Raw genomic sequence first — 18,152 nt, 5'->3', positions numbered from 1 at the left:
CTCTTTCGAGTCGGCCTTAAAAATTAATAGTTATACTATTTATTATTGGGTGCAGGGGTGCGAATTAAGTAATCAAATGCCCCTAGACTTGCTTTAGCACCTTCACCCATTGCAATAATAATTTGTTTGTAAGGAACTGTTGTAACATCACCGGCTGCAAAAATACCGTTAACGTTAGTATTACCGTGAGCACCAATTTCAATCTCACCACGTGGTGTTAATGCAACGGCGGATTCTTTTAGCCACTCAGTGTTTGGCACTAAACCAATCTGAACAAAAATACCGGCAAGTTCGATGTGTTTGATTTCATCCGTGTTACGATCTTTGTAGCTGATACCTGTAACGCGAGTACCATCGCCAACCACTTCTGTCGTTTGTGCCATTTTAATAATGTCGATGTTAGGCATACTTTCTGCTTTATTGATCAACACTTGGTCAGCACGTAATGTGTCAGCAAATTCAAGCACAGTCACATGTTCAACAATACCCGCAAGATCAATCGCCGCTTCAATACCTGAGTTACCACCACCGATAACGGCTGTGCGCTTGCCTTTGAATAATGGACCGTCACAGTGAGGACAGTAAGCCACACCTTTATTGCGATACTCTTGTTCACCAGGAACGTTCATTTCACGCCAGCGAGCGCCAGTACTGATGATCACGCTACGTGCCTTTAACATTGCGCCGCTTTCTAGATAAACGTGCGTATAACCATCTTCAGTATCAGCAGCTTCAACAATGTTATTAACACGCTGCTCGCTCATAATATCAACGTTGTATTGTTTTACGTGCTCTTCAAGGCTTGCCGCTAAACGAGGGCCTTGGGTTTCTTTAACAGAAATAAAGTTCTCGATAGACATGGTATCCATTACCTGACCGCCGAAGCGCTCAGCAACAACACCAGTACGGATGCCTTTTCGTGCCGCGTAGATTGCAGCAGATGCACCCGCTGGGCCACCACCGACAACTAATACATCAAATGGGGCTTTTTCGTTTAGGCTTGCCGCTACTTTTTTAGCAGCGCCCGTGTCTAACTTATTTAAAATTTCAGTAAGCGACATACGGCCTTGACCAAAGACTTCACCGTTCACATAAACAGTCGGTACTGCCATGATATTACGTTCAGTGACTTCGTCTTGGAAAGCTGCGCCATCAATCATGGTTGCTTTAATACGTGGGTTAATCGCTGCCATCATGTTGAACGCTTGCACAACATCAGGACAGTTCTGGCAAGATAATGAAATAAAGGTTTCAACAACAATATCTTGATCTAAAGCTGCGATTTGGTCGATAACCGCTTGCTCTAGTTTCATTGGGTGACCACCACTGTGTAATAGCGCCAATACCAATGAAGTAAATTCGTGTCCCATTGGAAGACCGGCAAAGCTCATTGAGGTCTGTTTGGTTGGGTTAACCACTTGCATTACAGGCTTACGTACACTGGCATTATTATCTTCAATAACACTCACTTTATCGTTTAGTTCTGCGATCTCGTGAGCAAGCTCATGCAGTTTTTGTGCAGTGTCACTATCATCTAAACTTAATACCAGTTGGATATCTGTTTTTAAATTTTCTAAATACGCTTTTAATTGCTGCTTCATGCTTTGTTCTAACATAATCTCGCCTTTTTAATTTATTTACGGCTTAACAGCAGATAAAGAATGCGGATCTACTGTTATACGACATATCGCCTATATAAAAAGGCTTAAATATGTTTGAAGGTATTTGAATGAATAAGGCACCAAACATGACGTTTATGCTTGATGCCTTATTACTTTTAAATAAGTGAATTATTTAAAAGTAGGATAAGTAATAAGTGAATCTATATAGAGAATAAAATCACTCATTATTATCAAAGGTAAAGAAGATTAGATCTTACCTACTAGGTCTAGAGAAGGAGTAAGTGTTGCTTCGCCTTCTTTCCATTTTGCAGGGCAAACTTCACCTGGGTGTGCTGCAACATATTGTGCTGCTTTCACTTTACGCATTAGATCATCAGCTTCACGACCGATACCTTCAGCAGTGATTTCCATTGCTTGGATAACACCTTGTGGATCGATTAGGAAAGTTGCGCGGTCTGCAAGACCTTGACCTTCACGCATAACATTGAAGTTATTTGTGATATTACCCGTTTGGTCGCCTACCATGTAGTAGTTGATTTTACCGATAGTGTCAGAGCTGTCGTGCCATGCTTTGTGAGTGAAGTGAGTATCTGTAGAGACAGAGAATACTTCAACGCCGCGCTCTTGAAGCTCTGCGTAATGGTCAGCTAGATCGCCGAGCTCAGTTGGACATACAAAAGTAAAGTCAGCAGGGTAGAAGAAGAATACCGCCCACTTACCTAAAACGTCTTTCTCAGTGATTTCTACGAATTTGCCTTCTTTGTAAGCTGTTGCGCTAAATGGCTTGATTTCAGTGTTGATCATGATGGAATCCTTTTAACTATAATTTTAAGTTTTTATGCTGTAGTGCAAATCAAATCTCTGAAGCCATTATTGTTAAAACAGCAAAATTTAGGAAATCGTTATAGCCGATACATTCAATAGCTTAAACCTATTAGGTTGAACGATTATTTTTAAACAGATGTTTAGATCGAGGCTAACGCGAGAAGATAAAGAATAGGTTTAGTTTAGGAGGGACGAGATCTGGCTCTGTTATTGAAATAAAAGGGTAATGGCAGTCAGGATCTTTAACACTCAGGCGTTCAATATTTCGATGCTCTTTGCGTTAAGAAAATAGAAAAGAAATGACAAAATCAGATACAAAAAAGGCCACTTCCTAAGAAGTCGCCTTTTAAATGTTTGTAATTAGTTCACGTTGATCTTATGAAATAATTATCTGTTTTTATTGTTTATTCTACAGAGCTATTCATGCATTTACTTATAACATCTGTTGGCGTCCACGTAGTGCCATCGTCAGAACAATAGTTTTCGTAAATTCCTGATTTAAATTGAATTATCTTACTCCATAGTCCTTGAGTGAGATCGCGGTCAATCCAGATGTAACGATCTTCTAGATTGGTTGCTTGGTTACGTAGTGCCGATGTTGAGTTGTGTGTAAATGAATCGGTAAAGTCTTGAGAAATGTAGTTGTATTGATCTAAGTCCTCAGGGGACATTGTTTCAAAATCTAACGCCAAATCGCGATTGGTATATATATCTTTCTCATCGAACCTAAATTGCCCACCTTCGTCTATTTTTCCGATGTGCTCTAGGCCATTCGTACGGAAAGTTAAAATAGTTTGAGCGGTTAACGACGTCGAGTTCGTTACATCTTGGCAGTCCTGCAAAGAGGTAATGTCAGCAGCATGATGTTGGTTACGTAAACCGTAGCCATCAGTCGATGCTTGTACCACTTCAATCACAGAGTTACAGCCGTCAGGTTCAATCGCAAAGTTTTCAAGCAATGTAAGGCCGCGTTCAGTCCGTTCGCGCTTCATTGAATCTTCCATTGTTTTAACTACAGTGGTTAAGTCATCTGACATGCGTTCGATACGTGCGGTGGTTGATTTGTCTTTGTATTGGACTCTTGTTACACGATGCCAATGAGTAGAGTTAGTTTCGTCTTCCATCATGTGGTTCCAATGCCCTTGCATATACTCAACGTCTGCATATACCACATTTGGATCTTGTAACATTACACGTGTTTCTTCATAAGATAACTGCATTCCCTTTACAAGGTTAGCAGCGCTAGAAGCTAACTCTGTATTACCGGATGCAATGAAATCACTGTATAGCTCTTTTACAGGTACGTTGAAGCGAAGCTGTAAACGGTACTCCTGCTCTTTCAACATCCCACTGATACGCTCGCGAGTTTCAGATTGATCTTGAATAGTTGAGCAGCTAAGCATTCCTAGATTACTGGTTTCGAGATCTCGTTGAATATTATCCCAAAGTATCGTTGTTAGCGGCGTGATATCACGAATATCCTTGTCACTAGGTATGAATATCGCGGGCGCGATTGTCATGGTATATGCCGTTTCGACAACACCAAGGTCTTCATCGATAGCACCAACAGGAACATCAACAATCGTGGGTACATAGTCAGCACAAGAAGCATCGCTATTTGATTTGATATCTAAAATATACGCACCATTGTCGCCTGTGATTGTGGTTGGTTCTCCTGCATCCAATTTACCGTTAAAGTTTAAATCTAAACCGACAGTGGCACCTTTGACATAACCATCAATGGCTTTACCTTGAATACTACGAGTTGGGGCCGTAGTTGTGTTATCTGAATCAGAGCCACCACCTCCTCCTCCACAGGCAGATAGCAGTAGCGTTGATAATATCGCAAGAGCAAGAGTTGATACTTTCAATGTTTATCCCTTAATGAAAATATTTTTTAGATAAGTTTTATGTGTGAGGTAATCAGCGAGGCCGCATTTTATGTCGCATAAAGGGGAGAGATATAATGCTATTAATTGGAATTGTATTACAGGTAACTTTTTTGTATTGGTTATGTGTTCGTCTTCAAATTAAAAGCTATATCGTCGGTGGGGATGGGCATAAGTAGGGCATATATTCTATCACCCTAATTATTGTGGATTCTGTTGTTGCTGAATTATCAGTAGTCGGCTTATTAGGTCGCAGTGAGGAATCACGGATAAGTGTATTGTTTATGTCTCATTTTAATGCTGGTGGAAAAAAGAAAGGTTATGAGCAAAGATCACCGCAGCAGCATTGCAGTTAAATGCCACTTTTACTACTTCCCTTGGATATACACTTGCAGCATTAATGGTGCCAAAGAACAACTCTTTGTACTCAATTAGCCGATGTTGGTTATCTAGCAATAATACTGCAAACACCTCACGTTCATAGCTTGCCATTTTGTATTGTAGGAACTCTTTCGTCGCCTGTGGGTTGGTAAATACATCACCACGTAAATATCGAGTAGCAACAATCTCTGCGGCTTTTTCTAATACTTGGTTTGCTGTCATTGGAGTATGAACAACATAGTCGTTTTGTTTGTGCATAGCTTTAATTCCATATAGTAAATGGGCTTCTACACAAGATGAAATATATCTAAGATTTTTTGGGTTCTAGGTTAATCAGGGAGTGATAAGCTGTTGATGAAAAGAGATTAAGAACGAAGCTAAAAATTCCATATAGCCACGGGTATTTATTAAGACAGAAAGTCTGATTCTTTAAAGAACAATTGATTGCATAATTAGGCTTAGATCATTGTTCATTCCGCTATTTTCTCTTATTCTCTCCCCATTAAATTTGATAGATAAGAACAACTGAGATAATACCCTGAAAGGTTGATTAAATATTAACTTTGGAAGTGGTCGCCGCTTATTTAAAGTTGGTGGTTCATGGCGGTTTAAATGTAAAAATCTTGAAACTTGGATAAAAGAGAGTAAGAAATGATCGACAAACTAACGCTCTCACAATTAGAGCAGTATTTATCAAAAGCGGCGTGGATCTTAAAAGGTCCTGTCGATGCTTCTGATTTTAAAGTATATATTTTCCCGCTACTGTTCTTTAAGCGTATTTCAGACGTTTATGATGAAGAATACCGTGTAGCTTTAGAAGAGTCTGATGGTGATGAAGAATATGCATCTATGCCAGAAATGCACCGTTTTGAGATCCCAGAAGGCTGCCACTGGCGTGATGTGCGAGAAACGACCACAAGTGTAGGTATTACGATAGAAGACGCTCTTCGTGGTATTGAGCAAGCTAATCAGGAGTACCTATATGGTATTTTCGGTGATGCCCAGTGGAGTAACAAAAATAAGCTTTCAGATGAATTACTTATCAACTTGGTAGAGCACTTCTCGCAGTATACATTGGGTAATCAGAATGTAGAACCAGACATGCTTGGCAATGCCTACGAGTACTTAATTAAGCACTTTGCTGATTTAACTAATAAGAAAGCGGGGGAATTCTATACACCTCGTTCAGTAGTTCATTTACTAGGTATGATTTTAGACCCGCATGAAGGCGAAACCATCTATGACCCTGCTTGTGGTACTGGCGGTATGTTGCTTGAGTGTGTCGATCATCTAAAAGACAACAAAGAAGATTACCGTACCCTAAAGCTATTTGGACAAGAGAAAAACCTAACCTCTAGTTCAATAGCTCGAATGAACATGTTCCTTCATGGCATTGAGGACTTTGAAATCTTACGTGGTGACACCTTACGTCACCCTGCATTCTTTGAAGCTGACGGCCTTAAGACTTTTGATTGTGTGATTGCTAATCCGCCGTTCTCTTTGAAAGACTGGGGCTCAGAAAGCTGGGCTAACGATCCTTATGGTCGAAATATTGCTGGCGTGCCTCCTAAAGGTAATGGTGATATGGCTTGGGTGCAGCATATGGTTAAGTCTATGAATAGCACTGGCCGTATGACAGTTGTACTTCCTCATGGGGCTCTGTTTAGAAAAGCAGCCGAAGGTAAAATTCGTAAGCAATTGTTAGAGCAAGACATGTTAGAAGCAGTGATAGGCTTAGGTCCTAACGTGTTTTATGGTACCCAGCTTGCTGCCTGTGTCATGGTGTTTAAACAAAACAAACCAGTCGATAAGAAAGGCAAGGTGATGTTTATTGATGCATCAGATCAAATTAGAGTCGGTCGAGCACAAAACTTCCTTGAGCCTAATCATGTTCAGCAGATTTACGATTGGTACCACAATTATCAAGATGTAGAGAACTACGTCAAAGTTGCTTCTATGGATGAACTTGCTGAAAACGACTATAACCTCAACATTCCGCTGTATGTAGAAAAGGTCATTGAAGATAACCTACCATCAGTTGAAGAAGCTATGGCTGATTTGAAGCAAGCATGGCAAGCAAGCCTTGAAGCTGAAGAGAAATTCAAGAAAGTACTAAAAGGATTCTTGTGATGGCTTACTCAAGCTTATCGATTAAGCAATTAATCACTGACATCAGCGATAATAAATACTATCTACCTGCCATTCAGCGTAAGTTCGTTTGGGGTGAAGAAAAGATATGTAATCTGTTTGACTCGATCATGCGTGATTATCCAATCGGAACTGTCCTTTTTTGGGATTTAGCTGCTGAAAAAGCCGATCAATATACCTTCTATGAGTTTCTAAAAAACTACCATGAGCGTGACTCAAAGAATGAGTTAGTTCGTAAAGACTTTACTCAAGAAGTACGTGGTGTTCTTGATGGCCAACAACGAATTAGCTCTCTGTATATTGCTTTACAGGGCGTTTATTGCTCAAAGAGAAAATACGCGAAGAAGGCTACCAATAATGCTTACCCTGAACGCCAATTGTATTTAAATTTGTTTGGGGATGAACAAACATATGATTTTAAGTTTTTAGAACAAAAGGATGCGTTAATCAAGGATGATGCTAACTATTTTTACCTAGTAAGAGACATACTAAAACAAGCTAAAGATGTAGACCCTCAAGATATACTCGAAGAGCTTGAAATAAATGCGCCAGCTGATGCAGATCTGCTTAAGCGCAATGGCCGTGTAGCGAGGAAAAAGCTGTTCTTGTTAGCGAAAAAATTAAACCAAGATGAGTTAATCAATTACTTTAAAATTGTTGATAAAGACCTTGATGAGATCCTTGATATTTTTGTCCGTGTAAACAGTGGTGGCACAATATTATCAAAGTCTGATCTTCTGTTTTCAACGTTGGTGGCACACTGGGAAGATGGTAGAGAGCAAATCGAACAGCTTATTGAGAGCATGAATGGCGAAGACAGCCTGTTCAATTTCAATACAGACTTTTTGATGCGTACTTGCTTATTCCTCGTTGATGCGCCAATGAGCTTCAAAGTACAAACTTTCGATAAAAATAATATCGCAAAAATTCGTGATAATTGGGAAGCAATAGTTAAGGCATTAACGCAAACGTCTTCGATGCTTCGTGAGTTTGGTTTCAATAAAACCAGACTATCATCCAATTATGCTGCAACCCCCATTGCTTACTATCTATATAAGGGGGGAAAAGTAGATAAAGAGTCAAAAGTTGAACTACGTAAGCTGGTAGTTAATAGTCTACTTAAACAGGTTTATAGTGGACAGGCTGACTCTGCTTTGAGTGGATTACGTGATGGTCTTAGAGATCGAAATACTGAAGGATTTCCCTTAAAAGAGAGTTGCTTTTCATTCTCTAGTTACCAGCATACAAAACTTGCAGGTGGAAAGAGACTCAGCATTGATAGTGATGATATTGAAGACTTTTTAGAATACAAAAAAGGTAGCTTCTGTTTTTCGCTTCTATCTGTTTTGTACCCTGATTTACAGCTAGACCAAATTAGTTTCCATCAAGATCATATGCATCCTCACAGCGGATTTAAAACGTCTGCTCTGAGTGCATTGGGACTGACTCCAGAAGAGATTAGTCATTGGCAAAACTTAAGAGATCAACTCCCAAACCTTCAGTTACTTGAAGGGCAAGAAAATTCTGGTAATAAGAATGCAATGCCACTTGAAAACTGGGTCGTAGTGAGTGAAACCGATGAGCAATATTATCGTCAGCGAAACTATATACCAGCAGAGCAATCACTCAAATTAGAAGATTTTGAGCAATTTTTCGAAACCAGAAAGCAGTTATTACGAAAGCAGTTACACCAAATATTTGATGTTGTTTTACACAATGAAGCAGCGGAGTTAACCGAATAATGATGACCCAACAAGAATTAGAAAAATACCTTTGGGGCGCAGCGACCACATTACGTGGCACCATTGATGCGGGTGATTATAAACAATACATTTTTCCATTGATGTTCTTTAAACGTATATGTGATGTATACGATGAAGAATTCGAAAATGCGCTAGCGGAAAGTGATGGTGATTTAGAATACGCCGCCTTTGCTGAAAACCATCATTTTCAAGTGCCAAAAGGTGCTCACTGGAACGATGTACGTGAAACCACCACCAACATTGGTCTAGCGCTACAAAATGCTATGCGTGCGATTGAGAAGGCTAACCCCGACACCTTAGAAGGTATCTTTGGTGATGCCAGTTGGACCAACAAAGAGCGTCTTTCAGATGCCATGCTAACCGAGCTTATCGAGCACTACTCAGAACAAAAATTGAACCTTAAAAATGTGCCAGATGACAAGTTAGGTAATTCCTACGAGTACATGATTAAGAAGTTTGCTGATGATAGCGGTCATACCGCGGCAGAGTTCTACACCAACCGTACCGTAGTTAAGTTGATGACCTTGATCATGGACCCACAACCGGGCGAGTCAGTTTACGACCCTACTTGTGGCTCTGGTGGCTTACTTCTGAATTGTGCATTGCATTTAAAGGAAGAGGGCAAAGAGTACCGCAACCTTAAACTGTATGGGCAAGAGATTAACCTCCTGACTTCGGCAATTGCTCGTATGAACATGTTTATGCATGGCATTGAAGAGTTCGATATTGTCCGTGGCAATACTTTGAGTAATCCAGGCTTGCTTGAAAATGACGAGCTGAAAAAATTCAATGTTATTCTTGCTAACCCACCATATTCCATTAAATCTTGGGATCGTAAATCTTTTGAAAGTGATCCCTATGGCCGAAATGTATGGGGCACACCACCGCAAGGTTGTGCTGATTATGCGTTTCAGCAACATATTCAAAAGAGCCTTGATTTAGGTAATGGTCGTTCTATTTCACTCTGGCCTCATGGCATTTTATTTCGTGATGCTGAAACAGCAATGCGCAGAAAAATGATTGAACAGGATCAGGTTGAATGTGTTATCGGACTTGGTCCAAATTTGTTTTACAATTCACCTATGGAAGCTTGTCTATTGATCACAAAGACAAATAAAGATACTTATAAAAAAGGAAATGTTTTATTTGTTAATGCAGTTAAAGAAGTTTCCCATGAGAGGACTTCTACACTTTTAAATGATAATAATATTATTAAAATTTTAACGGCTTATAAAAATCATTCTGATATTGAAGGGTTTAGCAAGGTCGTTAATGTTGATGAAATTCTTAGCAAAAATGCAAGTCTAAATATAGCTCAATACATTAGTAATGTATCTAGTAGTGATGCCAAAATAAAAGTTGAAGATGCATATTCTCAATGGGTAGATAGTAGCAAAGAATTTAACTTAGCTATAAATGAAACTCTACAGGGGTTAGTTTGATGTTAACAAGTGAAGTTAATCGTGACGCATTTTTTATTGATAGTTTGGATAAGTCTAATTGGAAGAGTTATCGATTTGATGAAATAGCAAAAAATATTTCCGAAAGAGTAGACCCTAACAATACAGATCTAGAAGTATACGTTGGTTTAGAACACCTTGATTCTAATACTATTCATATTAAGCGACATGGTACTCCTAATGATGTGAATGGACAGAAGCTTAAATTTTATAAGGGTGATATTATATTTGGGAGAAGAAGAGCTTATTTAAGGAAAGCGGGTGTTGCCGAAACAGACGGGTTTTGTTCTGCTCATGCGTTAGTCTTGAGAGCAAACCCAGAAATAATTTTACCAGAGCTTTTTCCATTTTTTATGCATTCAAATAGTTTTATGCATAAAGCAATAGATATCTCCGTGGGGTCTTTATCTCCAACTATTAATTGGGGAACGTTGAAGTTACAAGAATTTTTGCTTCCACCTAAAGATATACAAGTTAAGTTAGTTACATTGTTTGAATGTTTAGACTCGGTTCGATGTGGTGAAAATAAGATTTCTGAACTATTGAAAACCTACTCAATAGTAAAGTCAAAGCAACTTTTACTTGGGGAAGAATATGGTGCCAAGATTAAGCATAAAAATATGCAACCAATCCCTAGTTTATGGGAGGTAAAACCTCTTCATGAACTATTTGATAAGTTGTCTTTGCGGAATAAGAGGAATGTTTCATGTAATGTCTTAACGATTTCTGCAAAAGATGGCCTTGTCAATCAAGAAGAATATTTTAACAAAAGCGTTGCGAGCAAAGATTTGTCAAATTATTTCTTGTTAAATGAAGGCGACTTTGCATATAACAAGAGCTATTCAGATGGTTATCCCGCTGGAGCAATTAAGAGATTGAAAAACTATAAGCAAGGAGTTGTTTCACCACTTTATATTTGTTTGAAGTCGAAGTGTAGTCCATATCTAACAGTTTTTTATGAATATCTATTTGAATCTGGGTTTATTAATCAGCAAATATTAGCTGTAGCGAAAGAAGGGGCTCGGAATCATGGGCTATTAAACGTTGCTATAGATGATTTCTTGAACATAAAAGTTCCTGTTCCTGATCAAGCAACTGTTCTTAAGATATTAAATGAATTGAAAAAGATAGATGTAGCGAATGAAAAGCATAAAGCCCATTTGGAGAATTCTCAGAAGCTGCAGAATAGTTTAATAAATAAGGTGTTTTAGATATGGGGTTTACCGAGTTAAATAGTGTTGAGCACTACATCATTCATCAAGTAAGCGGCGTAAATCTAAATGAAGATCATATATCTGAGTTTGCTTCTGACTATGCATTGCAATGGCATTATCAATCTTCTGAGCAATTAGAACGTGGTGTTAATGAGGTTTTAGTTGAATCTGAATTAGTTAAAGCATTAATGCGTCTTAACCCTGAGATTGAAGCAAACCCTAACCTTGCTGATGAAGTGATTCACAAACTCCGCGCTATCTTAATTTCGGTAAATCAAATTGGCTTAGTAAAAGCCAACGAAGAGTTTTTCGCCTGGATGACAGGCGAAAAAACTATGCCATTTGGCGAAAATAATCGTCATGTGCCAGTAAAGTTAATCGATTTAGAAGACTTAACTCGTAATAACTACGTGGTGACTAATCAGTTCCGTATTCATTACCGAGAAACCAAAATACCTGACGTGGTGTTAATGATTAACGGTATACCTGTTGTGGTGGGTGAAGCAAAAACGCCTATTCGTCCATCGGTAAGTTGGTTAGATGGCGCTCATGAAGTTCACAATATTTACGAAAACGCCGTACCTCAGTTATTTGTACCTAACATTTTATCTTTTGCTACTGAAGGCAAAGAGCTGTTCTATGGCGCAATCCGCTGTCCATTAGAATTCTGGGCCCCGTGGCGCACTGAAGAGGACGATAATTCAAAATGTATCGGCCAAGTATCAAAAGCTCTTGGGTTAACCGAGATTGGTAAAGAGCTAACGGATTTATTAAGCCCAGTTCGCTTACTTGATATCATGCGCAACTTCTCCTTGTTCACCACCAACAAAAAGAAACAGCGTATAAAGGTTATCCCACGCTTCCAGCAATATGAAGGCGCCAATAAAATTGTTGAGCGAGTCATTGAAGGCAAGATCAAGAAAGGCCTTATTTGGCATTTTCAAGGTTCAGGCAAGTCTTTGCTAATGGTGTTTGCTGCACAAAAACTTCGCCGTACCGCACAACTTAAAAGCCCAACAGTTATTGTGCTGGTTGATAGAACCGATTTAGATACCCAAATCAGTGGCATCTTTAATGCTGCAGATGTCGCGAATGTGGAATCAACCGATAGCATTAAAGAACTACAGCGAATGCTTGAGCGTGATACACGTAAGATCATTATCTCGATGATCCACAAGTTCCGTGATGCTAAACCCAACATGAATACCCGTGAAAATATTATCGTGCTGGTGGATGAAGCCCACCGTACTCAAGAAGGTGATTTAGGCCGTCAAATGCGCGCAGCCTTACCCAATGCTTTTCTATTTGGTTTAACTGGTACACCAGTAAACAAAGCAGATAAAAACACGTTCTGGGCATTTGGTGCGGAAGAAGACAAAGGTGGCTACATGTCGCGTTATACTTTTCATGACTCTATTCGTGACGAAGCAACATTACCATTGCATTTTGAACCACGTTTAGTTGATGTTCATGTAGACAAGGAAGCGTTAGACAAGGCATTTAAAGACTTTAAAGAAAGTGCAGCGCTTAGCGATGAAGAAGCCGATGCGCTTAATCAAAAGTCAGCCAAGATGTCTGCATTCTTAAAATCACCAGAGCGGGTCGAAAAGATTGTCGAAGACATTGCTATTCACTTTATGGATAAAGTGGAGCCGCATGGTTTTAAAGCCATGATAGTCACCCCTGACCGTTATGCGTGTGTTCAGTATAAAGAAGAGCTTGATAAGCATTTCCCAGAGTCTGCCAGTAAAGTCGTCATATCTACTAGCGCTAACGATGATTTTGAGTTTAAGCAAAAGTGGGCCGTAGACAAAAGCCAACAAGAAAAGATCGTTGATGAGTTTAACGACGCCAAATCAGAACTAAAATTCTTGATTGTGACCGCCAAGCTACTTACTGGCTTTGATGCGCCTATTTGTCAAACCATGTACCTTGATAAATCTATCAAGGATCACACGTTGTTACAGGCAATTTGTCGTACCAACCGTTTATATCCAAATAAAACCTTCGGCTGTATTGTTGATTATTTTGGGGTGTTTGACGATGCAGCAAAAGCGCTAGAGTTTGATGAAGAAAGTGTTCAGCAAGTTATCTCTAACCTAAGTGAGTTGCGAGTAAAACTTCCTCAAGCGATGCAAGATACCTTAGCGCACTTTATTGGTGTAGATAGAAGCTTAGAAGGTTTCGAGGGGTTAGAAGCAGCGCAAAACGCCATTGGTGATAATGATAAGAAAGATGCTTTCGCATTGGACTTTAAGTACCTTGCCAAGCTTTGGGAATCGCTTTCACCTGATAGTGTTCTCGATGAATATAATGAAGATTATAAGTGGCTTGCTCAGGTCTATGAGTCAGTAAAACCAGCCTCAGACAATATTGGTAAACTGTTGTGGTTAGCTCTTGGCGCTCAGACAACGCAACTGATACACGACAATGTACATGTTGGTAATGTTCACAACTTGGAAGAATTTGTTCTCGATGCTGATGTTATTGAGAATATCTTCAACAATCCCGATCCCCGTAAAACAAAACAACTTGAAAAAGAGTTAGCAAAGCGTTTCAAAGACCGTGGTGATCTACCAGTATTCAAATCTTTGAGTGAACGTTTAGAAGAGTTACGTGATAAGGCAGAGAAGGGGCTAATTGCCTCAATCGACTTCGTAAAAGAGCTTTGTAAGATAGCGAAAGAAACCGTACAAGCAGAGAAAGACTTGGATGATGAACGTCAAGAGAAAACACCTCAAGCGGCTTTAACCGATCTTTTCTTAGAACTTAAAGATGATCAGACACCAGCAGTCGTCGAGCGTATTGTTACCGACATCGATGCTATTGTGCGTATCGTCCGATTCCCAGGCTGGCAAAACACCACTGGCGGGGAACGTGAGGTTCAAAAATCACTGCGTAAAGCATTACTAAAATATAAATTGCACACAGATCAAGCTCTATTTGATAGAGCCTACGGATACATCAAGGAATATTATTGATGGCAACTGCTTCATTACCTCTACCACCGAATGTTCTTTATGGTCATTCACAGCAGCTTGAGTTTGATAAAATCGCTACATTCATAGGTGGGAATGGCTCCGGGAAGTCAACGATATTAAAGTCTATTTTTGATGAAAAATTAAAGGGCACACTATACGAAGAGTTTAAGGTAGTGTGTTTTTCGTCTGGTCAAAATGAAAGCTACTCTGAACGTTTTGCTCATTACTTAAATAATGAGCGTAAAGATAAAAGGGCACTAAACCTAGATTGTTTTTACTATGACAAGTCGCTGGCGAAGCTACTAATATTTTTATCTACTACTGGTAACCAAAACGGTTTGGTTCGCAAATTCTTATGTCGCAATAACTATGTTGTTGAAAACGAATTGGAAGAAGACAGTTCAACAAAAATTTCTTTTGATATTAAAGTTGATAAAGCATATGTGAGCTTAGTAAAACAAGCACAAAAAGAAGAAGCTCAAGGCAACAGCGATGTTATGACCAACAAGGCTTATCATCTAACTCTAAGCAACTTTATTAATACTTTAGTGGATGAAAGTTACGATTTTAGTCAATCTTTAGATCTTAAAACGATCAAGTTGTCTCAAAGTGAGTTATCCAATGTATCTTTCGAGACCGATGAGCATACCTCTTTTGATTCAAAAATCATGTTTTTTACACAAGCTGCTGATAACGATTACTTTGTAGTTAAAAAAAGTTTCAACCTTGAATTTTTAAAAGTGAATGGTTCTTCAGGCGAAGACAGTAAGCCAATACGCTTAGAGGATTTGAGCGATGGTGAATACCAACTGCTTTTCCTATATGCATTAATTGATCTTTTTGACAGAGAAAATACTCTATTTTTGTTTGATGAAGCAGATTCTCATCTCCATTACAAAAATATTGAACATCTATGGACCACATTCAATAGGATAAGTGGTAGAGCTCTCACCACGACCCACTTAATAGATTCAATTTCTAAATCTGGCATAGATAAGCTTAAGGTTATTGATAAAGGTGAAATAAAATCTGGAGAAAAAATAAGCTACCTTGCATCTCGACTTACAGAATTATCAGAAATTAATAATACACAACTTAAAGCGATGTCGTTCGCAGAAAATATTGTTTTTATGGATGATGAAGATGATTGGGTTATTTTTAAGCAACTAGCTATAAGAAAGCTAGCTGACACAGATGAAGAGGTAACCCAAATGAGCTCTTTTCTTAATAAGTTCGTAGTTATAAAACAAGAATCTGGTTTTGAAAAAGACGCTCAAGAATTTGGTTCTGCAAAAATAAAAAGGCTTGATAATTTTGTATGCTATTTGGAAGGTCATTTACATAATACAAAGAACGTATATCTAATATGTGATAGGGATGAGTATCTCCTGAATAATATTGGTACTGAAAAATGCAAATTGTTAGTTCAAAAGAATGGTATTAAGAAGTTCAATAAGAACAAACTAACGTCTCATTTACTTTCTTGGAAAAGAAGAGAAATTAAGCACTACCTGATTAGTCCAACAGCTCTTGCGAACACTGTTGATGATCTTAATGAGATATTTGATCTGGGTATAAAAACAGGGTTATCTGAAGGCAATCCGGGTGATTACGATACTAATGGGAAATATAACGGTAAGTTGGCATCAGTTGAGTCTAGCTTGGTTAAAGATTTAGTAGATCCTTATGTCAAAGTTGAGGTTGGTTTTTGTGCTAATAAGACGCAAACGTTTATTAATCGAATACCTAAAGAAGAAATCAGTGAAGACATTGTAGATATGTACAAATATTTGGTGAAAACTAATGAACAATAATAGATTGATAAATATCATTGATATATTAAAAAAGGATACCGGCATAAATAATGCTATTGATGCCGTTGAACAATTGTCACTGCTATTATTAATTAAATATCTCGACGAGGCTTCAATAAAATTACTAAATGAAAATCATCTTGGTTCGTTTCCGAGCTTATTTCTCGAACTGGATAATTTTTCACAGAATGGTTCGGTAATTGATTTTTATACTTTAAGAGACAGATTAAGTCAGATTGAAACTAATATTATTTTTAGTGAAAATAAAATATCTCATAGCGTTTTCTCTCGCCATAACTGGAAAAAAATCGAAAACATATTTGAGCAGATACCTTTTAGAATAAGGTCAAATAAAATCTTATATTTAGTTATACATAAACTGGAAAAGATAGATTTATTTGAAGATATTGAAGTCGATTTTGATTATCTACTGCTTAGTATGATTAAGGATTCTGCTTCATCAGGTGCATATTATTCACCAAGACCGTTGATTAAGGCAATGGTCAATGTTCTAAATCCTGAACCACTAACTACAGTTTACGATCCTGCTATGGGAACAGGTGGTTTTTTTGTTGAGGCAATCAAACATGTAAAGAATAAGAGCTACTTTAATGATTTAAATTTTATTGGTAATGATCTAAGTCCATTTGCGCATTTGATAGGAACGTTGAACTTACTTTTGAACGATATTGACATTAGTGGAGTGTCGATATCCAATTCATTACTAGATAGAGATTGTCAGCAATACGATTTTGTTATATCGGGAGTGCCATTCGGAAAAGTTAACGAGTTAACTAAGTATGAATATAACTATCACGGTTATAGTGGCAGTCTTGAAGCGATGTTTCTTAAGCATACGATGGACAAGCTGGCAAAAGGGGGACGGGCTGCGATAATTATTCCAGATGGCATTTTATTCGGTAATGCATCACATCTAGATGAACTAAAGCGACAGCTGCTAACGCAATTTAATCTGCACACCGTTCTGAGTCTCCCTATAGGTACGTTAGCGCCATACTCTGGAGTTAAAGTTAGTGTTTTGTTTTTTGATAATGCCGTGCCAGATAAAGACATATGGTTTTATGAATTAAGAACGAACAAACCTTTAAGTAAGTTAAATTCCGTTACTGATTCTGATTTTGAGAACTTTATGTCGTTGTACGAACGTAGAGAAGTTAGTGATCATTCTTGTTTAATAAGTAAGGAATCTTTACTACAAGATAAGACGCTTAATCTTTCATTTTCTTTGCCAAAGAAAGAAGCGGGCTTGAAGTTCGACAAACAGGAAATGATCACTTCATTGAAAAGTGAACAGTCTGCTTTGATAACATCAATCGAAAACCACTTCGATTTTATGTCTCAAAATATCGAGTTTAAGTTTATACATCAGGTTAAGTTAAAAGATGTTTGTAAACTTAGGTCTGGAGACAAACTTAATAAATCAGAAGTAATGGATAGTGGAGAGTTTCCGGTATACGGCGGTAACGGAGTAATCGGATTTAACATAGAGCCAAACAGGCCTGTAGACTCAATCGTAATTGGAAAGGTAGGAGCACACTGCGGAAATATACATGTTCCAACTGATCCTTATTGGTTAACTAGTAATGCTATGAGTTTGGAGCTGTTAGATACCACTAGGGTTTATCTACCTTACTTAGCTCATGTTTTAAAAAGTCTAGACCTGAACAATTTAGCAACAGGTACTGCACAGAAATTTATTTCTATCAATAAGTTATATGAAGTAGAGGTTTCTCTACCTAGTATCAAAGAACAAAGGGAACTGAGTGGTTGGTTTACTTCTATTGAAGAAAGTAAAAGTAAGATACAGAGCCTGTTAGCCGATTTTAGCCAAGACCTTGGAACTATCTCTACGGAGTCAATTACTGAAAAAGTCCTTAAAGGATAGAAGCTTTAGCTATTACGTAGTTGCTTGGTCTCTGTCACCGATAAGCAGCCTTTGGCAGCCTCTTCGATATGCTAGCCAGCGAGCAGTTCAACCAGATTAGTAAAGAAGTAAAAGTAGATTTCATTACTCAGTATTCTGATGATGCAATT

10 protein-coding genes and 1 pseudogene are annotated in these 18,152 nt (G+C 38.3%); 7 read left to right on the top strand and 4 right to left on the bottom strand.

Features of this window, described 5'->3' with window-relative positions; genetic code table 11:
• Positions 1 to 35: 35 nt before the first annotated feature.
• The 4 genes and pseudogenes from ahpF to C9J45_RS19835 form a co-directional block, all read right to left on the bottom strand.
• Positions 36 to 1,616 carry an alkyl hydroperoxide reductase subunit F gene (gene ahpF, locus C9J45_RS19850; protein WP_107292929.1) on the bottom strand — a complete coding sequence of 527 codons (1,581 nt, stop codon included), beginning with the start codon at positions 1,614 to 1,616 and terminating at the stop codon, positions 36 to 38.
• 252 nt (positions 1,617 to 1,868) lie between these two features.
• Positions 1,869 to 2,426, bottom strand: a complete 558-nt coding sequence (gene ahpC / locus C9J45_RS19845; protein ID WP_107207311.1) for an alkyl hydroperoxide reductase subunit C — start codon at positions 2,424 to 2,426, stop codon at positions 1,869 to 1,871.
• Between the two features lie 425 nt (positions 2,427 to 2,851).
• The gene (locus tag C9J45_RS19840) at positions 2,852 to 4,318 is read right to left on the bottom strand and encodes a hypothetical protein (protein WP_107292928.1); all 1,467 of its coding nucleotides are present in this window, start codon (positions 4,316 to 4,318) and stop codon (positions 2,852 to 2,854) included.
• Positions 4,319 to 4,654: 336 nt separating this feature from the next.
• Positions 4,655 to 4,975 (bottom strand): annotated as a pseudogene (locus C9J45_RS19835) (JAB domain-containing protein); the annotation flags it as partial.
• A 393-nt stretch (positions 4,976 to 5,368) separates the two neighbouring features.
• Between C9J45_RS19835 and C9J45_RS19825 the strand changes: the two are divergent.
• The 7 genes from C9J45_RS19825 to C9J45_RS19795 are packed head-to-tail and all read left to right on the top strand — an operon-like array spanning position 5,369 to position 18,003.
• Positions 5,369 to 6,847 (top strand): class I SAM-dependent DNA methyltransferase, encoded by a 1,479-nt coding sequence (locus C9J45_RS19825; RefSeq protein ID WP_107292926.1) that lies wholly within the window; start codon positions 5,369 to 5,371, stop codon positions 6,845 to 6,847.
• The gene (locus tag C9J45_RS19820) at positions 6,847 to 8,607 is read left to right on the top strand and encodes a DUF262 domain-containing protein (RefSeq protein ID WP_107292925.1); all 1,761 of its coding nucleotides are present in this window, start codon (positions 6,847 to 6,849) and stop codon (positions 8,605 to 8,607) included. Before C9J45_RS19825 ends, C9J45_RS19820 begins: the two co-directional genes overlap by 1 nt.
• Positions 8,607 to 10,070, top strand: a complete 1,464-nt coding sequence (locus tag C9J45_RS19815) for a class I SAM-dependent DNA methyltransferase (protein WP_107292924.1) — start codon at positions 8,607 to 8,609, stop codon at positions 10,068 to 10,070. Before C9J45_RS19820 ends, C9J45_RS19815 begins: the two co-directional genes overlap by 1 nt.
• Positions 10,070 to 11,299 carry a restriction endonuclease subunit S gene (locus C9J45_RS19810; RefSeq protein ID WP_107292923.1) on the top strand — a complete coding sequence of 410 codons (1,230 nt, stop codon included), beginning with the start codon at positions 10,070 to 10,072 and terminating at the stop codon, positions 11,297 to 11,299. Before C9J45_RS19815 ends, C9J45_RS19810 begins: the two co-directional genes overlap by 1 nt.
• Positions 11,300 to 11,301: 2 nt before the next feature.
• Positions 11,302 to 14,283, top strand: a complete 2,982-nt coding sequence (locus C9J45_RS19805; RefSeq protein WP_107292922.1) for a type I restriction endonuclease subunit R — start codon at positions 11,302 to 11,304, stop codon at positions 14,281 to 14,283.
• A complete protein-coding gene (locus C9J45_RS19800; protein ID WP_107292921.1) occupies positions 14,283 to 16,097 on the top strand; it encodes an AAA family ATPase in 1,815 nt (604 codons plus the stop codon). The genes C9J45_RS19805 and C9J45_RS19800 overlap by 1 nt, the downstream gene beginning before the upstream one ends.
• Positions 16,087 to 18,003 (top strand): N-6 DNA methylase, encoded by a 1,917-nt coding sequence (locus tag C9J45_RS19795; RefSeq protein WP_107292920.1) that lies wholly within the window; start codon positions 16,087 to 16,089, stop codon positions 18,001 to 18,003. The genes C9J45_RS19800 and C9J45_RS19795 overlap by 11 nt, the downstream gene beginning before the upstream one ends.
• The last annotated feature ends 149 nt before the right edge of the window (positions 18,004 to 18,152 follow it).

Origin of the sequence: Photobacterium sp. GB-1, assembly GCF_003026165.1 — a bacterium.
Classification (GTDB): Bacteria; Pseudomonadota; Gammaproteobacteria; order Enterobacterales; family Vibrionaceae; genus Photobacterium.
The sequence above is the reverse complement of the archived record's forward strand: the minus strand, read 5'-3'. Positions and strand labels throughout refer to the sequence as shown.